14 protein-coding genes are annotated in these 18106 nt (G+C 52.5%); 7 read left to right on the top strand and 7 right to left on the bottom strand.

Annotation, left to right across the window (positions count from 1 at the left end):
* Positions 1-9: 9 nt before the first annotated feature.
* Positions 10-1704 (bottom strand): zinc ribbon domain-containing protein, encoded by a 1695-nt coding sequence (locus ACL2XQ_RS25455; RefSeq protein WP_413739831.1) that lies wholly within the window; start codon positions 1702-1704, stop codon positions 10-12.
* 78 nt (positions 1705-1782) lie between these two features.
* Here ACL2XQ_RS25455 and ACL2XQ_RS25450 point away from each other — a divergent pair, with 78 nt between their 5' ends.
* From ACL2XQ_RS25450 to ACL2XQ_RS25435, 4 genes are all read left to right on the top strand, one after another.
* Positions 1783-2958, top strand: coding sequence for an N-6 DNA methylase (locus tag ACL2XQ_RS25450; RefSeq protein WP_413739830.1), 1176 nt, complete (start codon positions 1783-1785; stop codon positions 2956-2958).
* Positions 2959-4115: 1157 nt separating this feature from the next.
* On the top strand, positions 4116-5006 hold the full coding sequence (locus tag ACL2XQ_RS25445) for an integrase domain-containing protein (protein ID WP_413739829.1): 891 nt from the start codon (positions 4116-4118) through the stop codon (positions 5004-5006).
* A 115-nt stretch (positions 5007-5121) separates the two neighbouring features.
* Entirely contained in the window at positions 5122-6204 is a 1083-nt protein-coding gene (locus ACL2XQ_RS25440) for a helicase RepA family protein (RefSeq protein WP_413739828.1), read from the top strand.
* Positions 6205-7761: 1557 nt separating this feature from the next.
* Positions 7762-8046, top strand: coding sequence for a hypothetical protein (locus ACL2XQ_RS25435; protein ID WP_410012992.1), 285 nt, complete (start codon positions 7762-7764; stop codon positions 8044-8046).
* 135 nt (positions 8047-8181) lie between these two features.
* Here ACL2XQ_RS25435 and ACL2XQ_RS25430 read toward each other — a convergent pair whose 3' ends face one another.
* The 5 genes from ACL2XQ_RS25430 to ACL2XQ_RS25410 all read right to left on the bottom strand — a co-directional run bounded on the left by ACL2XQ_RS25430 (position 8182) and on the right by ACL2XQ_RS25410 (position 13425).
* Complete coding sequence (locus tag ACL2XQ_RS25430) at positions 8182-9159, bottom strand: spore coat protein U domain-containing protein (RefSeq protein ID WP_413729215.1); 978 nt, start codon at positions 9157-9159, stop codon at positions 8182-8184.
* 10 nt (positions 9160-9169) lie between these two features.
* The gene (locus tag ACL2XQ_RS25425; protein ID WP_413739827.1) at positions 9170-11485 is read right to left on the bottom strand and encodes a fimbria/pilus outer membrane usher protein; all 2316 of its coding nucleotides are present in this window, start codon (positions 11483-11485) and stop codon (positions 9170-9172) included.
* A 78-nt stretch (positions 11486-11563) separates the two neighbouring features.
* Complete coding sequence (locus tag ACL2XQ_RS25420; protein ID WP_410012995.1) at positions 11564-12289, bottom strand: molecular chaperone; 726 nt, start codon at positions 12287-12289, stop codon at positions 11564-11566.
* A gap of 20 nt (positions 12290-12309) precedes the next feature.
* On the bottom strand, positions 12310-12840 hold the full coding sequence (locus ACL2XQ_RS25415) for a spore coat U domain-containing protein (protein ID WP_410012996.1): 531 nt from the start codon (positions 12838-12840) through the stop codon (positions 12310-12312).
* Positions 12841-12858: 18 nt separating this feature from the next.
* On the bottom strand, positions 12859-13425 hold the full coding sequence (locus ACL2XQ_RS25410; protein ID WP_410012997.1) for a spore coat U domain-containing protein: 567 nt from the start codon (positions 13423-13425) through the stop codon (positions 12859-12861).
* Between the two features lie 428 nt (positions 13426-13853).
* On the opposite strand from ACL2XQ_RS25410, the gene ACL2XQ_RS25405 reads away from it, so the two are divergent.
* Complete coding sequence (locus ACL2XQ_RS25405; RefSeq protein ID WP_410012998.1) at positions 13854-14309, top strand: molybdopterin-binding protein; 456 nt, start codon at positions 13854-13856, stop codon at positions 14307-14309.
* Positions 14310-14356: 47 nt separating this feature from the next.
* Here ACL2XQ_RS25405 and modD read toward each other — a convergent pair whose 3' ends face one another.
* Positions 14357-15205, bottom strand: a complete 849-nt coding sequence (modD, locus tag ACL2XQ_RS25400) for a ModD protein (RefSeq protein WP_410012999.1) — start codon at positions 15203-15205, stop codon at positions 14357-14359.
* Between the two features lie 421 nt (positions 15206-15626).
* Between modD and nifH the strand changes: the two genes are divergently transcribed.
* Both nifH and anfD read left to right on the top strand, forming a co-directional pair.
* Positions 15627-16454 carry a nitrogenase iron protein gene (nifH, locus tag ACL2XQ_RS25395; RefSeq protein WP_410013000.1) on the top strand — a complete coding sequence of 276 codons (828 nt, stop codon included), beginning with the start codon at positions 15627-15629 and terminating at the stop codon, positions 16452-16454.
* Positions 16455-16532: 78 nt separating this feature from the next.
* Positions 16533-18098 (top strand): nitrogenase iron-iron protein, alpha chain, encoded by a 1566-nt coding sequence (gene anfD / locus ACL2XQ_RS25390; protein ID WP_413739826.1) that lies wholly within the window; start codon positions 16533-16535, stop codon positions 18096-18098.
* The last annotated feature ends 8 nt before the right edge of the window (positions 18099-18106 follow it).

The following is an 18106-nucleotide window of genomic DNA, read 5'->3' as shown; positions in this document are numbered from 1 at the left end:
GTGCTCCTATTAAACTAAAAACTCGTTGACCCATGCATTTATTTTTGCCGAAATTAATCCAGCTCTTTTTTGGGCAACTCGTTTAACTTTCATAAATTCTGCTGCCGTATTTTTTGAAGATATAACATCTTCAACGGTTACGAACTTAGTTTGCGAAATAACTTTCTTTTGGAAGTCCGTTAGTGGTAGCTCAAGCAGACTTTTCCTCATGCATATCCTAAAGGATGATTCATCTATTAACTGAGTACCACATTCATGGCAGAATTTTTGATTATCAGATAGTCTTCTCGCTCCACAATTTGAACAGCTAGGAAGCGTGAGTGATATAGATTCAATATTTTCTTTTGTAAGAAGTGTGGATATTTTTTTTCTTAAAGGATGTTTCTCTGAATTTGAACTTATTATTGATGCTAGCTGAGCCGCGTTGAACCCCTTACTTAATGTAAAGACCTTTTCGTTCATTAAATAAGCGTAATGTGGTATGAATCTCCTTAATTTTCTGTCGACACCATGGGAGGTACTATTTATTTCATATAAAATCCCAGCTTCAATCAAAAAACTTATTACACGTTCCATTTTTTCTTGATTAAGATCATCTATGCCAACTAGAACTGTTTTTTTATAAAGATCTTTGTTTTTTCGAATGTTTACGTGATTTAACTCTTTTAGTTCAGATATAATTTTTGTGAATAATGTCCACCCAGCAGTTATATATGTCTCATATTGAGGTAGTTTGTCTATTATGGATAAATATTCATCGTATAAATATTTGCACCTAGTTTCAATCACGTAATTAAATTTAGATTGTTTATTTCTTCCTTTGGAATCTTGATAAGCTCGAATTAAGTTAATGTATGCTCTAGGTATTCCGAATGAGGCATAGATTAACAATTTATTAATATCCTGCTCGATATTGAAATTTGCAGAGAACCTTTCTAATACCAAATCGTTCATAAATTGCGTATATTCAGGTTGCTCTACATCTTGCCATATCATAACAGGTTCGGCATCTTGCCCAACATGAAATCTTGGACCAAATTGAGTTGTTCCAGGATAAACTGATGCTTTTGGTGATATTCTTGATGTTTTGATACTCCTAAATATATCAAAAAACTCAACCATATATTCTTTTGTTAAGGTCAAGGCCGCATCATCTAAAAAAAGAACTGCTCTTTTTCTATTTTTTTTTGATATACATTCTTCAATTAGTAGTTGCGTCTTCTCAATATTTAATGATGCGATAATAGGATTATGCGTTTCTTTATATTGTTGTTTTTCAATATCCGATATGAATGAATTAAGGTCTTCAATATTGAAAACTTCGCCTTGTAAAAAAACTCCATATTCTTCATGACATGATCTTATGATTTTTGCAAGTACCCACGAGTGAAAAATATCAATTGCATTAGATGTCTCGTGTAAATAAGTCTCTAATCGTAAATAATGATTAAATGACACATACAAGGGTAGGGGGAGCGAAGTATTCTGTTTGCAGTCACTATATGCATGACGCATATAATGTGTTTTCCCTGCGCCTCGGGGCCCAACCAGAAGTTTCGCTCCAACTTGAAGTAATTTTTTTTGCACATCAAAAAAATGTTTATTTTTAGGCGACCAACTTACTAACATCTTTTCTGGTATGTAATCTGCCCTTTCTTCGAATTCAAAGCTATCTAAATAATTAAAATCCAGTTGATCATCCATAGCACCATGGCCTTTGATTTTTTTCTCTCATTAGCTTAACATAATAGAAGATATATGGCGACATTACAAAGGGTTTAAGTGGTTGAATTTAAACAGTTTTACACAAGCGAAACTATAAGTGATCTTTTGGTGTCGTTACTTTCGCACACAGACGTTGCATCTTGCCTGGAGCTTAGCGCTGGCGAAGGTGCTCTGCTAGACGCAATTTTGAAGAGATTTTCAGGAATTAAAATTACGGCGATTGATATTGATAATAAAAACTTCCATAAACTGCTTGAAAAATATCCTGAGCATAGAATATTTTGTTGTGACTCCACACATGAAGAACTTTTGGACACCTTAGATGGACAGCTTTTTGACGTCGCAGTTTGTAATCCGCCCTTTCTTTCCGTTTCTAGTAATGACTACCTTCGAAGTATCATTAGTCGAGTTTTTAACTACAATGTCAAAACGAAAAAAATACGAGCTGAGATAATTTTTCTTTGTATCAACCTGCTGCATTTAGTACCAAATGGGCAGCTAGCTATTATTTTGCCCGAACTTTTCTTCTCTTCAGATCAGTACCTGTGGTTGAGGAAAGCACTCACAGAAAAATATGTCATCAATCAAATAGTTGAGTGTGAGCATAATTCATTTGTCAATACAGAAGCAAAAACCCATATATATCATTTGGTTAATAGAATTCCAAAAAAGCAACATGAGTTTAAAATAACAATAAAGCCGAATGCTTTTCAGGGGACTAAGATAATTAGGTTACAAGATTTTGTATCCAAGCGTCACGTTGAAACTAGCACTAGTTTTGATGACTATTTTATTATATTTCGTGGAAAACTATCAGGTAAGGAATGTAAAGAATCTAGCTATCCATATTTTCATACAACAAGTTTCAATGCTAGATTCGAATCTTTTGAGAATTCTATTGAGTACTCAGCACGTAAAGCTCAGAAAAATGATATTCTTATCGCAAGAGTGGGCACAAGGATATTAGGTAAAACAGAAGTTTTTTTGGGGAATAGTGCCATTGTTAGTGATTGTATTTTTTGCATAAGAATATTTGATGCTTCTATAAGGGAGTATTTTCTTAACTTTTGGCTTCAAAATCGTTCTGATTGGTTAAAAAATAATGCCAAAGGCACTTGTGCAAAACATATTAGTCTCTATTCAGTCAAAGAATTGATTGAGTCTGTCATTTGTGAATATTTGAGTTCTGAAAAAAGCAATAAAATTTTTGAAATTGAAAAAATGCTATTATAAGATGAAAAAATAGATAACTCCTTGTTTTAAATCTTTAATTTTTAGATTTAGGGGTTTTAGTTGTTATAATCTTCTACTTAATTATCTTATATTATAATGATTAAATATGTCATCGTACTAATGGTTACCGGTTGGCACTTTATCAATTTACGGAATATCCCTTATGAATATAAGCTGGCTGGCATTATATTATGATTAATGTCAGATTGATCTATTTTAAATCGATTATATTAAGTTTATGACAAAATTTTTTAATCTATTCCGTCATCGTAATTGATAAATATCTATCAATTCCGAATCGGGAGGATATCAAATATCATTCTTGCGTCTCTCCCTTGCTACTTGCTGGCAAGGGAGAGACACAAGAAAACAAGCGCAGCGCGTTAGCCTATTATCGAGCTGCTGCAAGAGCTTGCACACATGCCAAAATCGTTGTATAAAATTTATGCAATAGCTATTTGTTAACAGCACCCCAGGCAGCCCAGGTCTTTAAGGCTGTGCAGACCGATTCCCTCGGCTGTGACCTCGCCCAGGCCTGCTCCCACACCGTCAACGCAGGCGCATGCTTTCCCGCATGGGTGTGATGCTCATTACTCCGGCTTAACGGCCCATTGATTTCACCTTGTTGCATTTTTCTTCAGAGCAATCGCTCCGCTTGCCCACTCTTTTACTGCTCTCTGTCACCGGGCTCACCGGTTTGGCGGACCCTCATTCTTTTGCGGCAATCACTCATCGATGCCAAATGCGGCAATACGCCGTTTCACCAGCCCGCGGACGGGACGGTCACTTTAAGCGACAGCGCAAAGTGACCGTCCCCGCACTGCCGTAGCCAGCCCTTGTCCGTGCGGCGTCTGCCGCAACCATCACCATCTGACAGGCCGTTATGGCCTGCGATTATCCCCGTCAACTATCGACTACCTAAGGAGGAAAAAGACCGAATACCGAGGCAGGCCGGAAGGCCTGGGGGAATAACCTGACAAGAGTCAGGCGGCCGTACAGAGTGCGTCACCGTACCCCGCAACACCTCACCTGACACCCGCCCCGGTGCAGGTATTCGTCTTCAGGGCCGCGTCACCGGGGAAAGGTCAGTACCGCTGCCGGGAGGTAGCGATGAGTGTGGGTTACAGACAATACGGATAAGGTACGGGAGGCGTTTTATGTCAACCCTGCAACGGGAGTTAATGCGGCTGTCTCGCCAGGCGGGCGGCAGTTACAAGACCGTGCATGACCGCACCGGCATGGCCCGGCGGTTTGTGCAGCACCTGCGCGCACTGAACATTCAGTCCCGCAGCGTGAACCACCTGAAAGCAAAACATATTGAAAGCTATATCGAGGCCCGTAAGGCGGAGGGCATCAGTGCGCGCAGCCTGCAAAACGAGATGGCCGCCATCAGGACGGTACTCCATCAGGCTGGACGTGACCGGCTGGCGGATGATAGCCGCCTGAGCAATACCGCGCTGGGGCTGAGTGGTGCCAGCCGGGCCGGGACCAAAGACCCGCTGCCGGATGTGGTGTATGCACAAATTTATCAGGGCGCGCTTGAGCGCGATGCCGGGCTGGCAGCCACGCTACAACTGCAGCGTCTGCTGGGGCTACGCGCCCAGGAAGCGGTTCAGGCGGTGAAATCACTGGAGACCTGGCGGCATGAGCTGGACAGCGGGAAACCCAGGCTGACGGTAACTTACGGCACCAAGGGCGGACGTCTGCGCGAAACATCGGCCATCAATACAGAGCAGGTATCCGCCGCTATCGATACCGCCCGCCAGATTACCGCTGAGCGCCACGGGCGACTGATTGACCGTCCCGAACTGAAAACCGCGATGAACTATTACCACTACCATCTCCGGCGGCTGGGTCTGACCGGACGGCAGGCGTCCCAGAGTCTGCGTTACGCCTGGGCGCAGGACAGCCTGAACTGGCACCGACAGCAGGGCGCGGGTCACAAAGAGGCCCTGGCACGGGTGGCAATGGACCTGGGGCACGGTGACGGCCGGGGCGAGTTTGTCAAACGGGTGTATGTCCAACAGGCAGCAGGAGGGAAAAAATGAGGCCAGCCAGGAGAAAAGTACCACAGAGACGCCAGCCCGGACGCAGGGATATTTGTTGTCCGGGCTGCGCTGACGTCTTCCTTATGAATATGGATAAATGACTGTGGAGGTCACCATGAAGCCACCCTTAACGCTGGTTGACCAGCAGAAGTCCCCCTTCACCACCACGTTACCCTTGCATCCTGGTTCGCAGGGCTACGACACGCGCCAGGATTATCTTATCAAGGGGCACTTACCCAGTGACGCCCTGACCAGCATTTACGGCCCCAGCGGCTCCTATAAATCCTTCCTGGCGATTGCCTGGGCCTGTCACATTGCCACCGGCATGCCCTGGGCGGGACGGCGGGTCACGCAGGGCTCGATACTGTATATCGTCGGGGAAGGTGGTATCGGCGTGCCGCGCCGGATTAAAGCCTGGGAGCGTACCTTTAACGGCGACAGCCCCATCGGCACGCTGTGGCGCATTGACTGCCCGGTATTCCCGGCCAGTCCTGAAAGCGCGGAGCAAGTGGTATTGGCCGCTCGCGAAGTGGAAAACCAGACGGGCATGGCGGTCAGGCTGGTGGTGCTCGATACGCTGGCCCGCTGCTTTGGCGGCTCGGATGAGAATGCCGCCCGCGATATGGGCGCATTCATCCAGGGCTGTGATTATATCAAGGCAAAAACCCGCGCCACCGTGCTGATTATCCACCACTCCGGCAAGGATGAGGAAAAGGGCGCACGCGGCTCCAGCGCTTTTCGAGCGGCGTTGGACGCGGAGTTTCATGTGCGGCGCGAGGAGTCCGGTCAGGGTCTGGTGCTGAATTGTACCAAGATGAAGGATGCGGAAGAACCGCCGCGCCGGGCCTATACGTTAAATCGTGTGCCGTTGTATACCGATGATGATGAGGAGCAGATTGTGTCGCTGGTGCTGAACGATGAAGGTCACCCTCCGGAAGCGGACAATCCGGCCCTGGACCCTTACCTGGCCTCGGTGCCTCGCTTAACAAATAACCATGTGGCGTTATGGCAGTGCGTGCGCTCGCGTACCGCAGCCGGTGAACCGTGTACCCGGACGCTGGTGCGAGATGACTTGCGGGCCATGGGGGTGGATGTGTCAAAGAAGTTTACCCGCTGGCTGGATAAGCTGGCCAATGATGGTCTGCTGACTGTGGATGGCGAAATTATCCGTCCCCGGCAGGCGAATCGAGAGGAGTGAGTCACACGCAGCCCGGTATCATCAGACATTATTGTTCCACCCTTAAACGATATGATGAGCATACACGTCCCCCGGACATTGCCAAAAAACCGGGCAACGTCCGGAGCCCCGATACATCGCGGTGTTGCCGCGCTAACGGGGCGGGACGTACCTCAGCGCCTGTGTTGCCAGACAGGCCGCATGGCTTTGCAGGGCGTGCGGGGTTCCGTGGATTTTACTAATCTTCAACCGGCTACGCCGGGTCACGGCGGCTAGCAGCATTATTCCTTTTTGCTACTTTCTTTGCCGCCTGCTATGCGCTAACGCGCATTACCATCCCAGGAACACGCTTTGCTGAAATGAAGCCTTTTTCGTCGTGAGTAATCAGGGCATGAGGTGGTGGAACCTGGGGGAAAACCAAAAACAATGGCTATTCCCCCCACTTTACGCGTGTCTAGGCACAGAGTAAGTGGGGGCATAAAAAAATAGTTTAAAATCAATGGGGAAACCGTATCCACGTGAACGCAGTGGGGGAGTAAGTGGGAAGGTGCCCTTTAGGGGGAACGTGGGGGATAGCTTTAGGCTGTGAGATTCTGTAACTAACTGTATTCACCTCAATCGATGCAGAAAAGAATCTAAATTTTTTTAATATTTGGATGATTTTCTATTAAGGACGAAGTTCTATTATGACATTAGGGGATAACACCTGTGTTCGTGGTCCAAGCCCGAATAAATGCCACATTTGCGACTGAGAACAAAAAATTTTATCGCTATTTTTAGGCATGGAATTAGGCATATTTTCATGATGATGAATTTAAATTATTATGATTATACAATCAGTTAATCTTAAAATTCTAATCCTCTCTCACCGACCAACCTCTTCAAGGTCTTGTCTCCAGCAGTCCAGACAAGGCAGAAAAAAAGCACGTCTTAGGACGTGCTTTTTTTTTGCAGCAAACCTCGTCCCTGACCAGCGCGCCCGTTTTGGGAAAAACACTTCAGCCCCGCCAGCCGATATTATCGGGAACAGGTGATTTCCTGTGTAAAAATAACCGCGGCACGACGGCCGGCAAGGATTTGAGGCCCGGGTGGGGATAAGCAAATCCATCATTCGTTTTACAAAATATATTAATTATAAAAATTTAGCTGACTGATATTTGAGATTATATGTTTATCTGCGGGTGAAAATATAAAAAGCACGCGGCGGGATAAAATACGCTTCTATAAAAGGCAATCAATTGGCATCGATAAATCATGCCCGTAAATTCTCTTGTCGCTAACGCATTATCTTAAGTGGCAAAGCTGCATTTTTTCTTAAGCATTGCTGATGAATTGCTGAGCAACTCTTTGAATAAATTTACCTTTACAACAGGAAATTAGCATTGGTATTGCCTGGATATGTCAAATAAATGTTAAAAAGGCTTGTATCTGCCGGCCTGACGGCGCATGTTATAAATTAGTCTGGATATTATTTTGCTGTCGGCATTGGATGCTATTTTAGGGAGACGATGAATTCGTATAATAAAGTCAGGCCCTGGGGGCATTTTTAAACGATATAACAAGCGATGCGGGGATAATATGAAAGTTGATTTCTTTTTGATTGAAAATGACAGGAAAACGTCTATTTATCATGATGAATTCAGGCTTGGACGTATTCTGGTCATGCCAAAAACAACGCTTCAGCTGATGTCTCGCAGGACAAAGCGGAGAAAAGAAACCTCTGGTAAAAGCTACGATACTGTTGTGCATATCAGTTCAGGGGGACAAAGGTATGCCGTCGCCTTTTCCGGCGAGGCTATTCCGGCGTTCGAAACGGATGAATTGATCAGGAAGTCGGTGCCAAAACCCACGCCTCTGGCGTAGCGTCCGCTAACGCCCGCCCAGGGTGCCGCAAAAATCCACTCTATAAAAAACGTCAATGGATTGGTTATTGATAATAGCGATATTCGTGAAATTAAGCCCTTTCCACTCTTTATTGTTTAACGCCTGCCGCACGGCCTAGAACGACAGATCGATAACCACATTATCGGTATAATTGCCCGGCGGCGGCGTAGGCTGGTTTGGCAAAATCCGCGCGACATAATTGTAGGTACGCAGGGTGCCGTCGCTGCTGACGCTATTGGATAGCGCGCTGGACCAACGGTCATTGCCGTTGTCACGCCAGGACTCGGCGCCGTTGGATTTAGAGATCTCATAGCCGAGCAGACTGCCGCCGCTGGCCATGTGCCTGACGTTGCCGACCGCATGATTGCCGTTATTCATCCCCACCGTATACGTGCTGCCTTTGGTACAGACGATGCCGATCGTCTGCGATACCGGATTAAAACCGCTCACCAGCGGCGCGGCGCCAAAGCTGATGTCGGGGGCGGTAATAGCGACGCAGTCGTTGGTGATGACCAGGTTAACCGTCAGCGGCACCATGGCGGAACCCATCTGGCTGCTGCCCGGCATACATTGTCCCAGCGCGCCTATGCCGGTGCAGATAGCGTAGTTCACCAGGATATTCAGGGTGACGGTATAGGTTCCCGCCGCCACGTTCTGGCCCGTCATGGTGTGCAAATACAGCGGGATACTGAAGTTCGACCCCCCCATCAGCCCAACCAGGTTTACCAGCTCGGCGGAATGGTATCTCACCGGGGCGCCGTTAAGCGCCAGTTGCGTGGCGCAGTTGGCGGCGGTGCATACCTGGATGGGGATAACATCGCCGCCGTCGATGGCTTTCAGCGCCGCCTGTCCGCTGCTGGTGGCATTGGCGGAATAGAGCTGCAGATCAATATGGTCGGTGCTCAGCAGGGCAAGCGTGCTGCCGGCGCCGCAGTTAACCTCGATACTGTTGCTGGACGTGCTGACGGTGCTGTTAATGCTGAAAGAGCTTGCCTTGCCAAAGGCGACGGTACGGCCGGGCAAGGCGCAGGCGGCAAGGGCGGACTGGCATAATAATGCGAGCAACAGCAATCCCGGGGAAAGGGTTTTCATCAAGCGTTCCTTAAGGTGTCGCGGACAGCGGGCATGGCAACGGCCCGTAGGTATGTAAAGCCCGGGGCCTGCCGTCCGGCAGCGTCAGGCGGGCGGCGCAGCGCCGTCCGTCCGGGGTGACGGCGCGCAGCCGGTTGTCGGTTGCCAGGTTTTCCAGCCAGGTAAGGCCTTCCCAGCCCACATAATCATCGGGCCGCCCGTCGCGCACGACCCGGGTGCCTACGGGCAGCGGCCGGCCCTGGCCGTCATGCAGGATGATGCTGGCCGCGCGCAGCGGCTCGATAGGGAAATGGAGCAGATAGCCGCTCTGGCGGGGCACCGAGAAACGTTGCTCGATAGCGGGCGCCGTCAAATCAGCGGGGATATTTAAGATATCGATGCCGTATTTAGCCGGGTAGTAGGCGATAACATTGGGAATCAGCAGGTAGCCCGCTTGGTCGGTCACGCCCGCCGGCTGGTTTTCATAACGCACCAGCACTTGCGGCTGCCCGGTTTTTATCAGCACAAACGCATTATTTAACTGGTTTGCCGCCAGCAGCCGCCCATCCATCGTCACCAGCGCGCCGCTGATATCCGCCCATTGCACGTCGCTGCCGTTGACGCCGTAAAAGCCGCCGGAGGCGTCGACATAACGGTTACGCCAGTCGAGCGTGGCCTGGCGATAATCTTTGTCTCTTTGCTGGCGGGCATAGGAGGCGTCCCAGCTGAAACCGCCGTCGGAGGGCATGGCGCGGGACACCGTCAGGCGCTGGGCGTCGCCGCCGGGCCTGTCGCGCTCCAGGCCGACGCTGGCGCTGGCCAGGCCGCCAAAGGGCATGATCAACGAGAGGGCGCCGGAATAGTCCCGCTGTTGCCGATCGAAACCCGCGGTCGCAAACAGGCTGGCGTCGCCCCACAGATTCCTGCTCCATGACAGATTCCATAAGCGGGTACGATCGCCCCTCCGGCCGCGGATATCGATCATTGCCGCGCCGAGGCTGCCATAACGATGCAGCGTGACGCCGGCGTTATATTGCGCGCTGGCCCGGCTTAACGTCGAGGCGGTGCGCGGCCGATGACGGGCGCCGGCATCATAGAGCGCCAGATGGGCAAAGTGACTGCTGCGCCAGGTATGCTGCGTGCCGATGCTGGCGACCCGGTTACTGTATTGATAACCGCAGCCATATTGTTCTCCGGTCCATTCGCCAAAACGGCTGCGGGTCCAGGAGCCGTTGATCACTCCCGCGCGTCCCACCCGCAACAGGCTGCCCGCGCCGGCCAGGGCCAGGTTTTGCGCGCCCTCGGCATGGCTTTCCAGCGTCAACCAGTCCGTTGTTCCCCGGCGGAAGGAACCGCTGGCCACCGGCGGGCCGTAATCGGCGTTTTTTACGCCATACGCGCGGCGCAGCGCGCCGGCGCCCACGGAATAATCGGATAAGCCGGGTTTGAGCAGGGTACTGGACACATAGAACGGCAGGGTAGTGATCACCTGGCGGCCTACCGCGTCCGTGGTGACGATAACCGCCTCGCCGGCGCCGTTGATAAAAGGCATATTGTTGAGCGAGTAAGGACCTGGCTGGAGGTTGTTGCTGCTGGTTTTATAACCGTTGATAAACATATCGACGGTGGTGGGCACCGCCGCCTGTCCCGCGAACGAAGGCAGAGGATAGGTCACGATATCCGGGCGTACCGAAAAATCACGTGCGAGCTGGATGCCGCCGATACGCACGCTGCTGCTCCACGATAACGCGTCGGTGATCACATCGCCCGCCGCCCAGCGCAGGGCATGCTCCTCGTTCTGGCTGGCCCAATAGGTATCGTAGCGCATATAGCCGCCGCCGCCAGGCGCGCCGGTTATCTGGCGCTGCGCCACGCCGTCAATGGAAAAGTGGCCGGCATCGCCAAAGGTACGCAATTCATGCCATACGGCTAAGCGCACGTCGCCGCTGATGCGACTGCCATAAATATCATAGTTGAACAACGCGCCGGGGCTGACGCGTGCAGGATGGCGCCGGCCGCCCGGCTCCAGGCTTATCGATTGTTCCGGCAGCCAACTGGCCGGCACCGCCAGCAACAGCCGCTGCCGCGGCCGGTCATAAGTCGCCGTTACGCCGGGCAGGGCGGTGACATCCGTTTGCTGCGCGTTTAGCCGATCGGCCGGCAGCCCGGCTTGCACCAGATCGGCGGTGGGCACGGTATAATGCCCGTCGCGAAACGCCACCGGCACGATCCGGCCGACGGCGGATTCATTCACCACCAGCTCCAGCATATATTGACGCTGCGCCTGCCCGGGCGCCATCCCCGGCGGCGGCGGCAGCGAAGAGAACGTTTCCGCGTTGCCGTCCATGGGAAACCCGCAAGCCCAATAACTTAACAGGGTAACGGCGCAACGGCGGAGAAAGGTCGGCGCAGGACGGTCCATTATCTAGCGCGCGGAAGACGTGCCGCGCCATACCTTGTTGCGGTTATCGACCCGGGTCTCCAGCACCGCGTGAGCGTCAACGCCGGCGTTAAGCGGCCAGCGATGGCGGGCGTTGGCCAGTACGTAACCGAACAATCCGTCGGTGAGCTGATATTTCCCCAGCCGCGTTTTGCTGAGCCGGGCGTGTACCGGTCCTTGGTTGCGGATCTCCAGATAAGGCTCGCCCCGTACCTGGACCAGACGCCAGCTTAACAGCGGCATGCCGCTGTCCGGCGACGATTGGCCGCCGTAGACAAACAGCGGAATGGAGTAACGCATCTGGAACATCAGCGAATTGGCGGGATCGTCGGCCCGGTCGTTAGGGGTGGGAATTTCGTCGAGCAGGATGCGAAAGGCTTGTTCCGGGCCGGAAGCCGGCGGCGCTTGCCTGATAATGCGGATCAGCTGTTTTTGTCCGGCATCCAGCCTGAGCATGGGCGGGCTGGCGATAATATCCTGTTGCGTATGAAAGCGCTCCCCGCCCTCCGTCTGCTCCCAGGAAAAGATCCGCACCTGCAGCAAGGTGGCGGCGGCGCCCTTGTTTTCCACCCACAGCTCGGTGGCTTTTTGCGTGCCGGCCAAAAAGGGATCCACCGGCCAGATCAGGACGGCGTGCCCCGCCCAGGCGATGGGCAGCCACAGGCCCAGCAGCAGCGACAACAGAAAGCGCCCGACGGCGAGAATGGTCATATTCAGATCCTTCTAAATCGTTACCAGGACAGGGTTACCGTAATGCTATCGGTATAGGTTCCTGCCGGGTGAAAGCCATCCAACTGCAGCTGTCCGTAAACCGGCAGCTGGATGTGGTCGCCATCGCCGTGGCTGATGGCGATATCCTGGTTAACCGGAATTTCACTGGCCGGCGATAAACTGGCGCTGGTGAAAAGGCGGTAGGCAATCAGATCGGTATTATTCAATCGCTGAAGATGACGCGTTGTGGTGAAATGATTACCGCCGCCCAGATTCATGGTTAAGGTCGTGCCCGGGGTGCAGGCGATGGCAAACGAGGCGCTTTGCACCAGCGCGGCATTGGCGGCCCGGGTATCGATACCGGACAAGGTACCGAAATCCAGCGTCCCGAGCACACCGCCGCCCTGGATCTGGCAGCCCGACACCACCGACGCCGATATCTGAAAATTTTGCGTCGGCAAGGCGGACAGCGGTCCTGGATACAGCGCCAGCAGCGACCCGAGCGCCACGCCCAGGCAATGAGGCCGTTGCCGTCGGTTGAGTACTGACATCCCTTAAGCATTCCGCTATCAATAAATGACCTGGACATTAATCACGTCGCTATAAGTACCCGCCGGCACGCTGGTATTATTCCCGCCCTGGGTGACCCGGCCATATACCGGATAAATATTGCCGTTTACCGGATCCGGGACACCGGTAGCCCTCAGGCCGGTATTGTTGGCAATAGGCGTGGTAAACGCGGCGTCGTTATACAGCGTATACGCAATGCCCTGTGATGCGTCGCTGCCGAGCACCAGATAACGCGGGCTGGCGGTTTCCGCGCCATACACATTCACCGGCGCGGGGTTGCTGCCGGTTATCTGCACGCTAAAGGTCGCCCCGGTGGTACAACGAACACGGATGCCGTCGCCGGTGGCGCCGCTCAGTGTCGCGCTCAGCTCCTCGAAAGTGGCGGGATGGGTACCGAAATCGAGCGTGCCGAAGTTAACATTGCTGGTGGCCGGGTCGCCGTTGATCAGGCAACCGTTGGTTAAGGTCAGCGAGGCGTTAATGGCTCCGGTGGTGGTTACCGCCCGGGCAACACCCGCCAGGCCACAGCCCAGCCAGCACGCCAGGAAAAAAAACTTCTTATTCATATCCTTACCTCAAAGGAATCTTAGAGAATACTCAACGGGATATTTATTAAAATTAAAACATTATTTTTTGAAAAATATATTGAATAATAATTAAAGGTTCGATGAATCAATGTTAATAAGCCATGGCTAGATGGCCGATGTTTTATAGTAGTCATAAATAAATCCGGCGACGGATAATAACTTTTTCCTTCCCTTGGCGAGCACATTGCGAAACGTCGGGTATCCCCAGAAGCGCACGGGGGTTGTCAAGATGAACGGCGGGCGTTTATCAGGTATCCTGGGGAAACAGGCCGCGCCGGCCCGGTCATTTTCCTGGTGAGTCATAACTTAAATAAACACCGTCCGGGATATATGGCATAAAAGTTGCTGCGTATTGGCAGGGGTAGTGACTTTTTGCCCAGGCTTCCTTTTACCTTCTGGAGAAGACTATGCTGACATCCGCAAGAAACCATCTGACTGGCACCGTAACGGCCATTGTCGCCGGCGCGGTCAATGATGAAATAGAACTCACCCTGGCGGGCGGCAAGAAGCTGGTCGCCACCATTACCCATAGCAGCGTGCACTATCTCGACCTGCGCCTTGGCGGCGAAGCCAGCGCGTTTATCAAAGCGCCCTGGGTGATCCTGACGACCGCCGGCACCGGCCTGCGGTTTTCGGCGCGCAATCAATTTACCGGCAGCATCACCAACATCGTCAAAGGCGCCATCAACAGCGAAGTTACGGTCGCCGTCGATGCCAGCATGTCATTGGTTTCGGTCATTACCAATGAGAGCGTCGCCGGCATGCGCCTCAAGGACGGTGATGAAGTGATTGCCCTGGTCAAGGCGTCCAGCATTGTGCTGGCGACCCACGACTCACCGCCAATAACGGCCGGAAATCCCTAATACCTTACGGCGTGCGCTGTTGAGACGCGAAGCGGATGACGGCGGTATCACTTGGCGGGATACAGCCGGACGCCGATATCGGCGGGCGGACTGTAGTAAGGCATCGAGGTGATTGCCAGCTCAATGCCGGTGCGGGCGTATTCCCCGATATTGCCGGAATGGATCCCGCCCGCCGCCGCCAGCCGGCAACCGGTAGCCTGGCTGTTGGCATAGGCCAGCGCCCGGCTTACCGCGGCGGGACTGAATTTATCCAGTTGCACCAGGTCCGGGCCGGCGTCTATAGCCGCCATGGCTTCGGTTTCATTATCCGCTTCCACCACGATTAACCGGTCCGGCGCCGCGCCGCGCAAGGTGGCCACATGCTGGCGCCAATCCGCCGGATCGGCGCAGAAATGACGGTGGTTGGCGAACAACAGTACCGTATCCGCGGTTCCGCAGCGATGCAGGATGCCGCCGCCGTCAATCACCGCGCCCAGCGCCAGCGTTTTGGTGCCGGGAATGGTTTTGCGGGTGCAGGCGATGCGCATCCTGGGGTTTACCGCTTGCGCCATGGCGACCATCTCATGAGTGGCCTGGGCGACGCCGCTGCACCATTCCAAGAGGTTTTGCGCCACTTTCCAGCCCTGGTGTAATCTTTCGGCCGGCCCGGCTGCGGTTAACAGCACATCGCCGGCCTGCGCCATCTGCCCGTCGGCCATCGCCATCACCACGCTGAGCCCCAGCCGTTGCAGGACCCTTGCTGCGGCGTCCAGCCCGCTGACTTTCCCGGCGGTGCGCCGGCTAAAGCTCATGACGCCCTGACGGTTGCCGATGCCCAGGGCGCGGGTAGTCAGGTCGCCGTAGCGGATATCTTCCTGCAGTAGCGAATCCAGTTCCTGATCGGAAAGATAAAGCATGATCGTGCCTCGTCGTGTTGAGAGAGATGATGTAAATGCGCCGTCGCCACTTCCTGATATATCACCAATAACACAACCGGCGCTAAAACGTGAATGATACGGATCAAGCGCCGGGCCGGTCGGGTCCTCCCACCGGATAAAACACCGTCGTGAACTTTTATTTTTAATAATGTTCGCGAATGTACTAAATGCGCGGATATGCATTTTCCCGTCAGCAACCGGCGGTAAGTAAAATGCGATTTCGCCGCATGGTGATATTGCCAATAAATACAGGCGGTAACGTATTCCCGCTACAAAAAAATACGCATTATTATCGCGGCCGTACGGACTGTTTTACGCCTTGGCATGGGGATTGCTCTATTCATGCTGTCTTTACTATTTTTTATTCATTATACATTATTCATCAGAGGAGTTCTTTATTGTGACTCGCAAACTGGCAATCTATGGCAAGGGTGGTATTGGTAAATCGACCACCACACAAAATACCGCCGCCGCATTAGCCTATTATCATGGTCAAAAAGTGTTTATTCATGGCTGTGATCCGAAGGCGGATTCCACGCGGCTGATATTAGGCGGCATGCATCAGGAAACCCTGATGGACGTGCTGCGCGATCGGGGCGCCGAAAAGATCACCAATGACATGGTGGTCAAAACCGGCGTGTTCGGCATCAGCTGCGTTGAGTCCGGCGGCCCTGAGCCGGGCGTAGGCTGTGCCGGGCGGGGCGTCATCACCGCCATCGACCTGATGGAAAATAATCGCGCCTACTCCGAAGATCTGGATTTTATCTTCTTTGACGTTTTGGGCGACGTGGTCTGCGGCGGGTTCGCCATGCCGATCCGCGAAGGCAAGGCCCAGGAAGTCTATATTGTCGCCTCGGGGGAAATGATGGCGATCTATGCCGCCAATAATATTTGCAAAGGCTTGGTGAAATATGCCAAGCAAAGCGGTGTCCGTCTCGGCGGTATTATTTGTAATAGCCGCAAGGTTGACGGGGAGCGGGAATTTGTTGAAGAGTTCACCGCGGCCATCGGCACGCAATTACTGCATTTTGTACCGCGGGATAATATCGTGCAGAAAGCGGAATTCAATAAAAAAACCGTTACTGAATTTGATCCGGAATCTAACCAGGCCCATGAATATAGCGAGCTGGGACGTAAGATTATTGAAAATAAAAACCTGGTTATCCCTAAACCCATGACCATGGAAGCGCTGGAAGCCATGGTGGTCAAATACGGTCTGGCCGATTGATTGAACAGCGCCAAGGGCTAAAGGACCGGATCGCCGCCGGCCGGCAAGATGACCAGTTACTTAATCGGGGAATGAACCATGCCACATCATGAGTTTGAGGTTAGCAAGTGTATACCGGAGCGGAAACTCCATGCCGTAGTCAAAGGCGCCGGGGAGGACTTAACCTCGGTGCTGCCCCTGGGCTATCTGAATACCATCCCGGGAACATTGTCCGAACGCGGCTGCGCCTATTGCGGCGCCAAGCATGTTATCGGCACGCCGATGAAGGATGTCATCCATATCAGCCACGGGCCGGTGGGATGTACTTACGATACCTGGCAAACCAAACGCTACATCAGCGATAACGACAACTTCCAGCTGAAATATACCTTTGCCACCGATATGAAGGAAAAACATATCGTGTTCGGCGCGGAAGGGGTGCTGAAGCAGAATATCCTGGAGGCGTTTAAGGCCCAGCCCACCATTAAGCGCATGACCATTTACCAAACCTGCGCGTCGGCGCTGATCGGCGACGATATCGCCGCCGTGGCGCAGGACGTGATGGACGAATTGCCGGATGTGGATATTTTTGTCTGCAATTCGCCGGGTTTCGCCGGCCCCAGCCAGTCCGGCGGCCATCATAAAATCAATATCGCCTGGATTAACCAGAAGGTCGGCACCGTCGAGCCGAAAATCACCAGCGATCATGTCATCAACTATGTGGGCGAATACAATATCCAGGGCGATCAAGAAGTGATGGTGGATTACTTTAAGCGCATGGGTATCCAGGTGCTGTCCACCTTTACCGGCAACGGCTCCTACGATGATTTGCGCGGCATGCATAAAGCCCACCTTAATGTGCTGGAATGCGCGCGCTCGGCGGAATATATCGCCAATGAACTGCGGGTGCGCTACGGCATTCCGCGCCTGGATATCGACGGTTTTGGTTTTGGCCCCTTATCGGATTCCCTGCGCAAGATCGGACTGTTTTTTGGTATCGAAGACCGCGCGCAGGCCATTATCGACGAGGAAACCGCCCGCTGGAAACCGGAGCTTGACTGGTATATGGCGCGCCTGAAAGGCAAAAAAGTCTGCTTATGGCCGGGCGGTTCCAAACTCTGGCACTGGGCGCACGTGATCCATGCGGAAATGGGCGTGGAAGTGGTGTCGGTCTATACCAAATTCGGCCATCAGGGCGATATGGAAAAAGGCATTGCCCGCTGCGAGGCCGGCGCCATGGCCATTGATGATCCCAATGAACTGGAAACCCTGGAAGCGATGTACCAGCTCAAGCCGGATGTCATTTTTACCGGCAAGCGCCCGGGCGAAGTGGCGAAAAAAATCCGCGTCCCCTACCTGAACGCCCATGCGTACCATAACGGTCCCTATAAGGGGTACGAAGGCTGGGTGCGTTTTGCGCGCGATATCTATAACGCCATTTATTCACCCATCCATCAGCTGGCCCTGCTGGATATCAGCAAAGATGCCATCCCCACCGACCGGGGTTTCGCCACACAGAAAATGCTCGCGGCCGCAGGCCTTGACGATCAGACCCTGACGTCCACCACCCTGCGCCAGTATAGCGGCGGCTATGACAGCGTAGCCAAGTTGCGTGAGCGCGTTTATCCCACCTTTCCCGGCCAGACGGTCATTCCGGCGGAATAAGGAGAACC

Source organism: Sodalis sp. RH14 (assembly GCF_047324285.1).
Taxonomy (GTDB): Bacteria; Pseudomonadota; Gammaproteobacteria; order Enterobacterales; family Enterobacteriaceae; genus Acerihabitans.
The sequence above is the reverse complement of the archived record's forward strand: the minus strand, read 5'-3'. Positions and strand labels throughout refer to the sequence as shown.

What these genes read in the sequence shown, in the direction of transcription:
- ACL2XQ_RS25440 (WP_413739828.1), top strand. Translation starts at nt 5,122, where the DNA reads ATGAAGCCACCCTTAACGCTGGTTGACCAGCAGAAGTCCCCCTTCACC.
- ACL2XQ_RS25455 (WP_413739831.1), bottom strand. Translation starts at nt 1,704, where the DNA reads ATGGATGATCAACTGGATTTTAATTATTTAGATAGCTTTGAATTCGAA.
- ACL2XQ_RS25420 (WP_410012995.1), bottom strand. Translation starts at nt 12,289, where the DNA reads ATGACCATTCTCGCCGTCGGGCGCTTTCTGTTGTCGCTGCTGCTGGGC.
- ACL2XQ_RS25405 (WP_410012998.1), top strand. Translation starts at nt 13,854, where the DNA reads ATGCTGACATCCGCAAGAAACCATCTGACTGGCACCGTAACGGCCATT.
- ACL2XQ_RS25430 (WP_413729215.1), bottom strand. Translation starts at nt 9,159, where the DNA reads ATGAAAACCCTTTCCCCGGGATTGCTGTTGCTCGCATTATTATGCCAG.
- anfD (WP_413739826.1), top strand. Translation starts at nt 16,533, where the DNA reads ATGCCACATCATGAGTTTGAGGTTAGCAAGTGTATACCGGAGCGGAAA.
- ACL2XQ_RS25425 (WP_413739827.1), bottom strand. Translation starts at nt 11,485, where the DNA reads ATGGACGGCAACGCGGAAACGTTCTCTTCGCTGCCGCCGCCGCCGGGG.
- ACL2XQ_RS25435 (WP_410012992.1), top strand. Translation starts at nt 7,762, where the DNA reads ATGAAAGTTGATTTCTTTTTGATTGAAAATGACAGGAAAACGTCTATT.
- ACL2XQ_RS25445 (WP_413739829.1), top strand. Translation starts at nt 4,116, where the DNA reads ATGTCAACCCTGCAACGGGAGTTAATGCGGCTGTCTCGCCAGGCGGGC.
- ACL2XQ_RS25415 (WP_410012996.1), bottom strand. Translation starts at nt 12,840, where the DNA reads ATGTCAGTACTCAACCGACGGCAACGGCCTCATTGCCTGGGCGTGGCG.
- ACL2XQ_RS25410 (WP_410012997.1), bottom strand. Translation starts at nt 13,425, where the DNA reads ATGAATAAGAAGTTTTTTTTCCTGGCGTGCTGGCTGGGCTGTGGCCTG.
- modD (WP_410012999.1), bottom strand. Translation starts at nt 15,205, where the DNA reads ATGCTTTATCTTTCCGATCAGGAACTGGATTCGCTACTGCAGGAAGAT.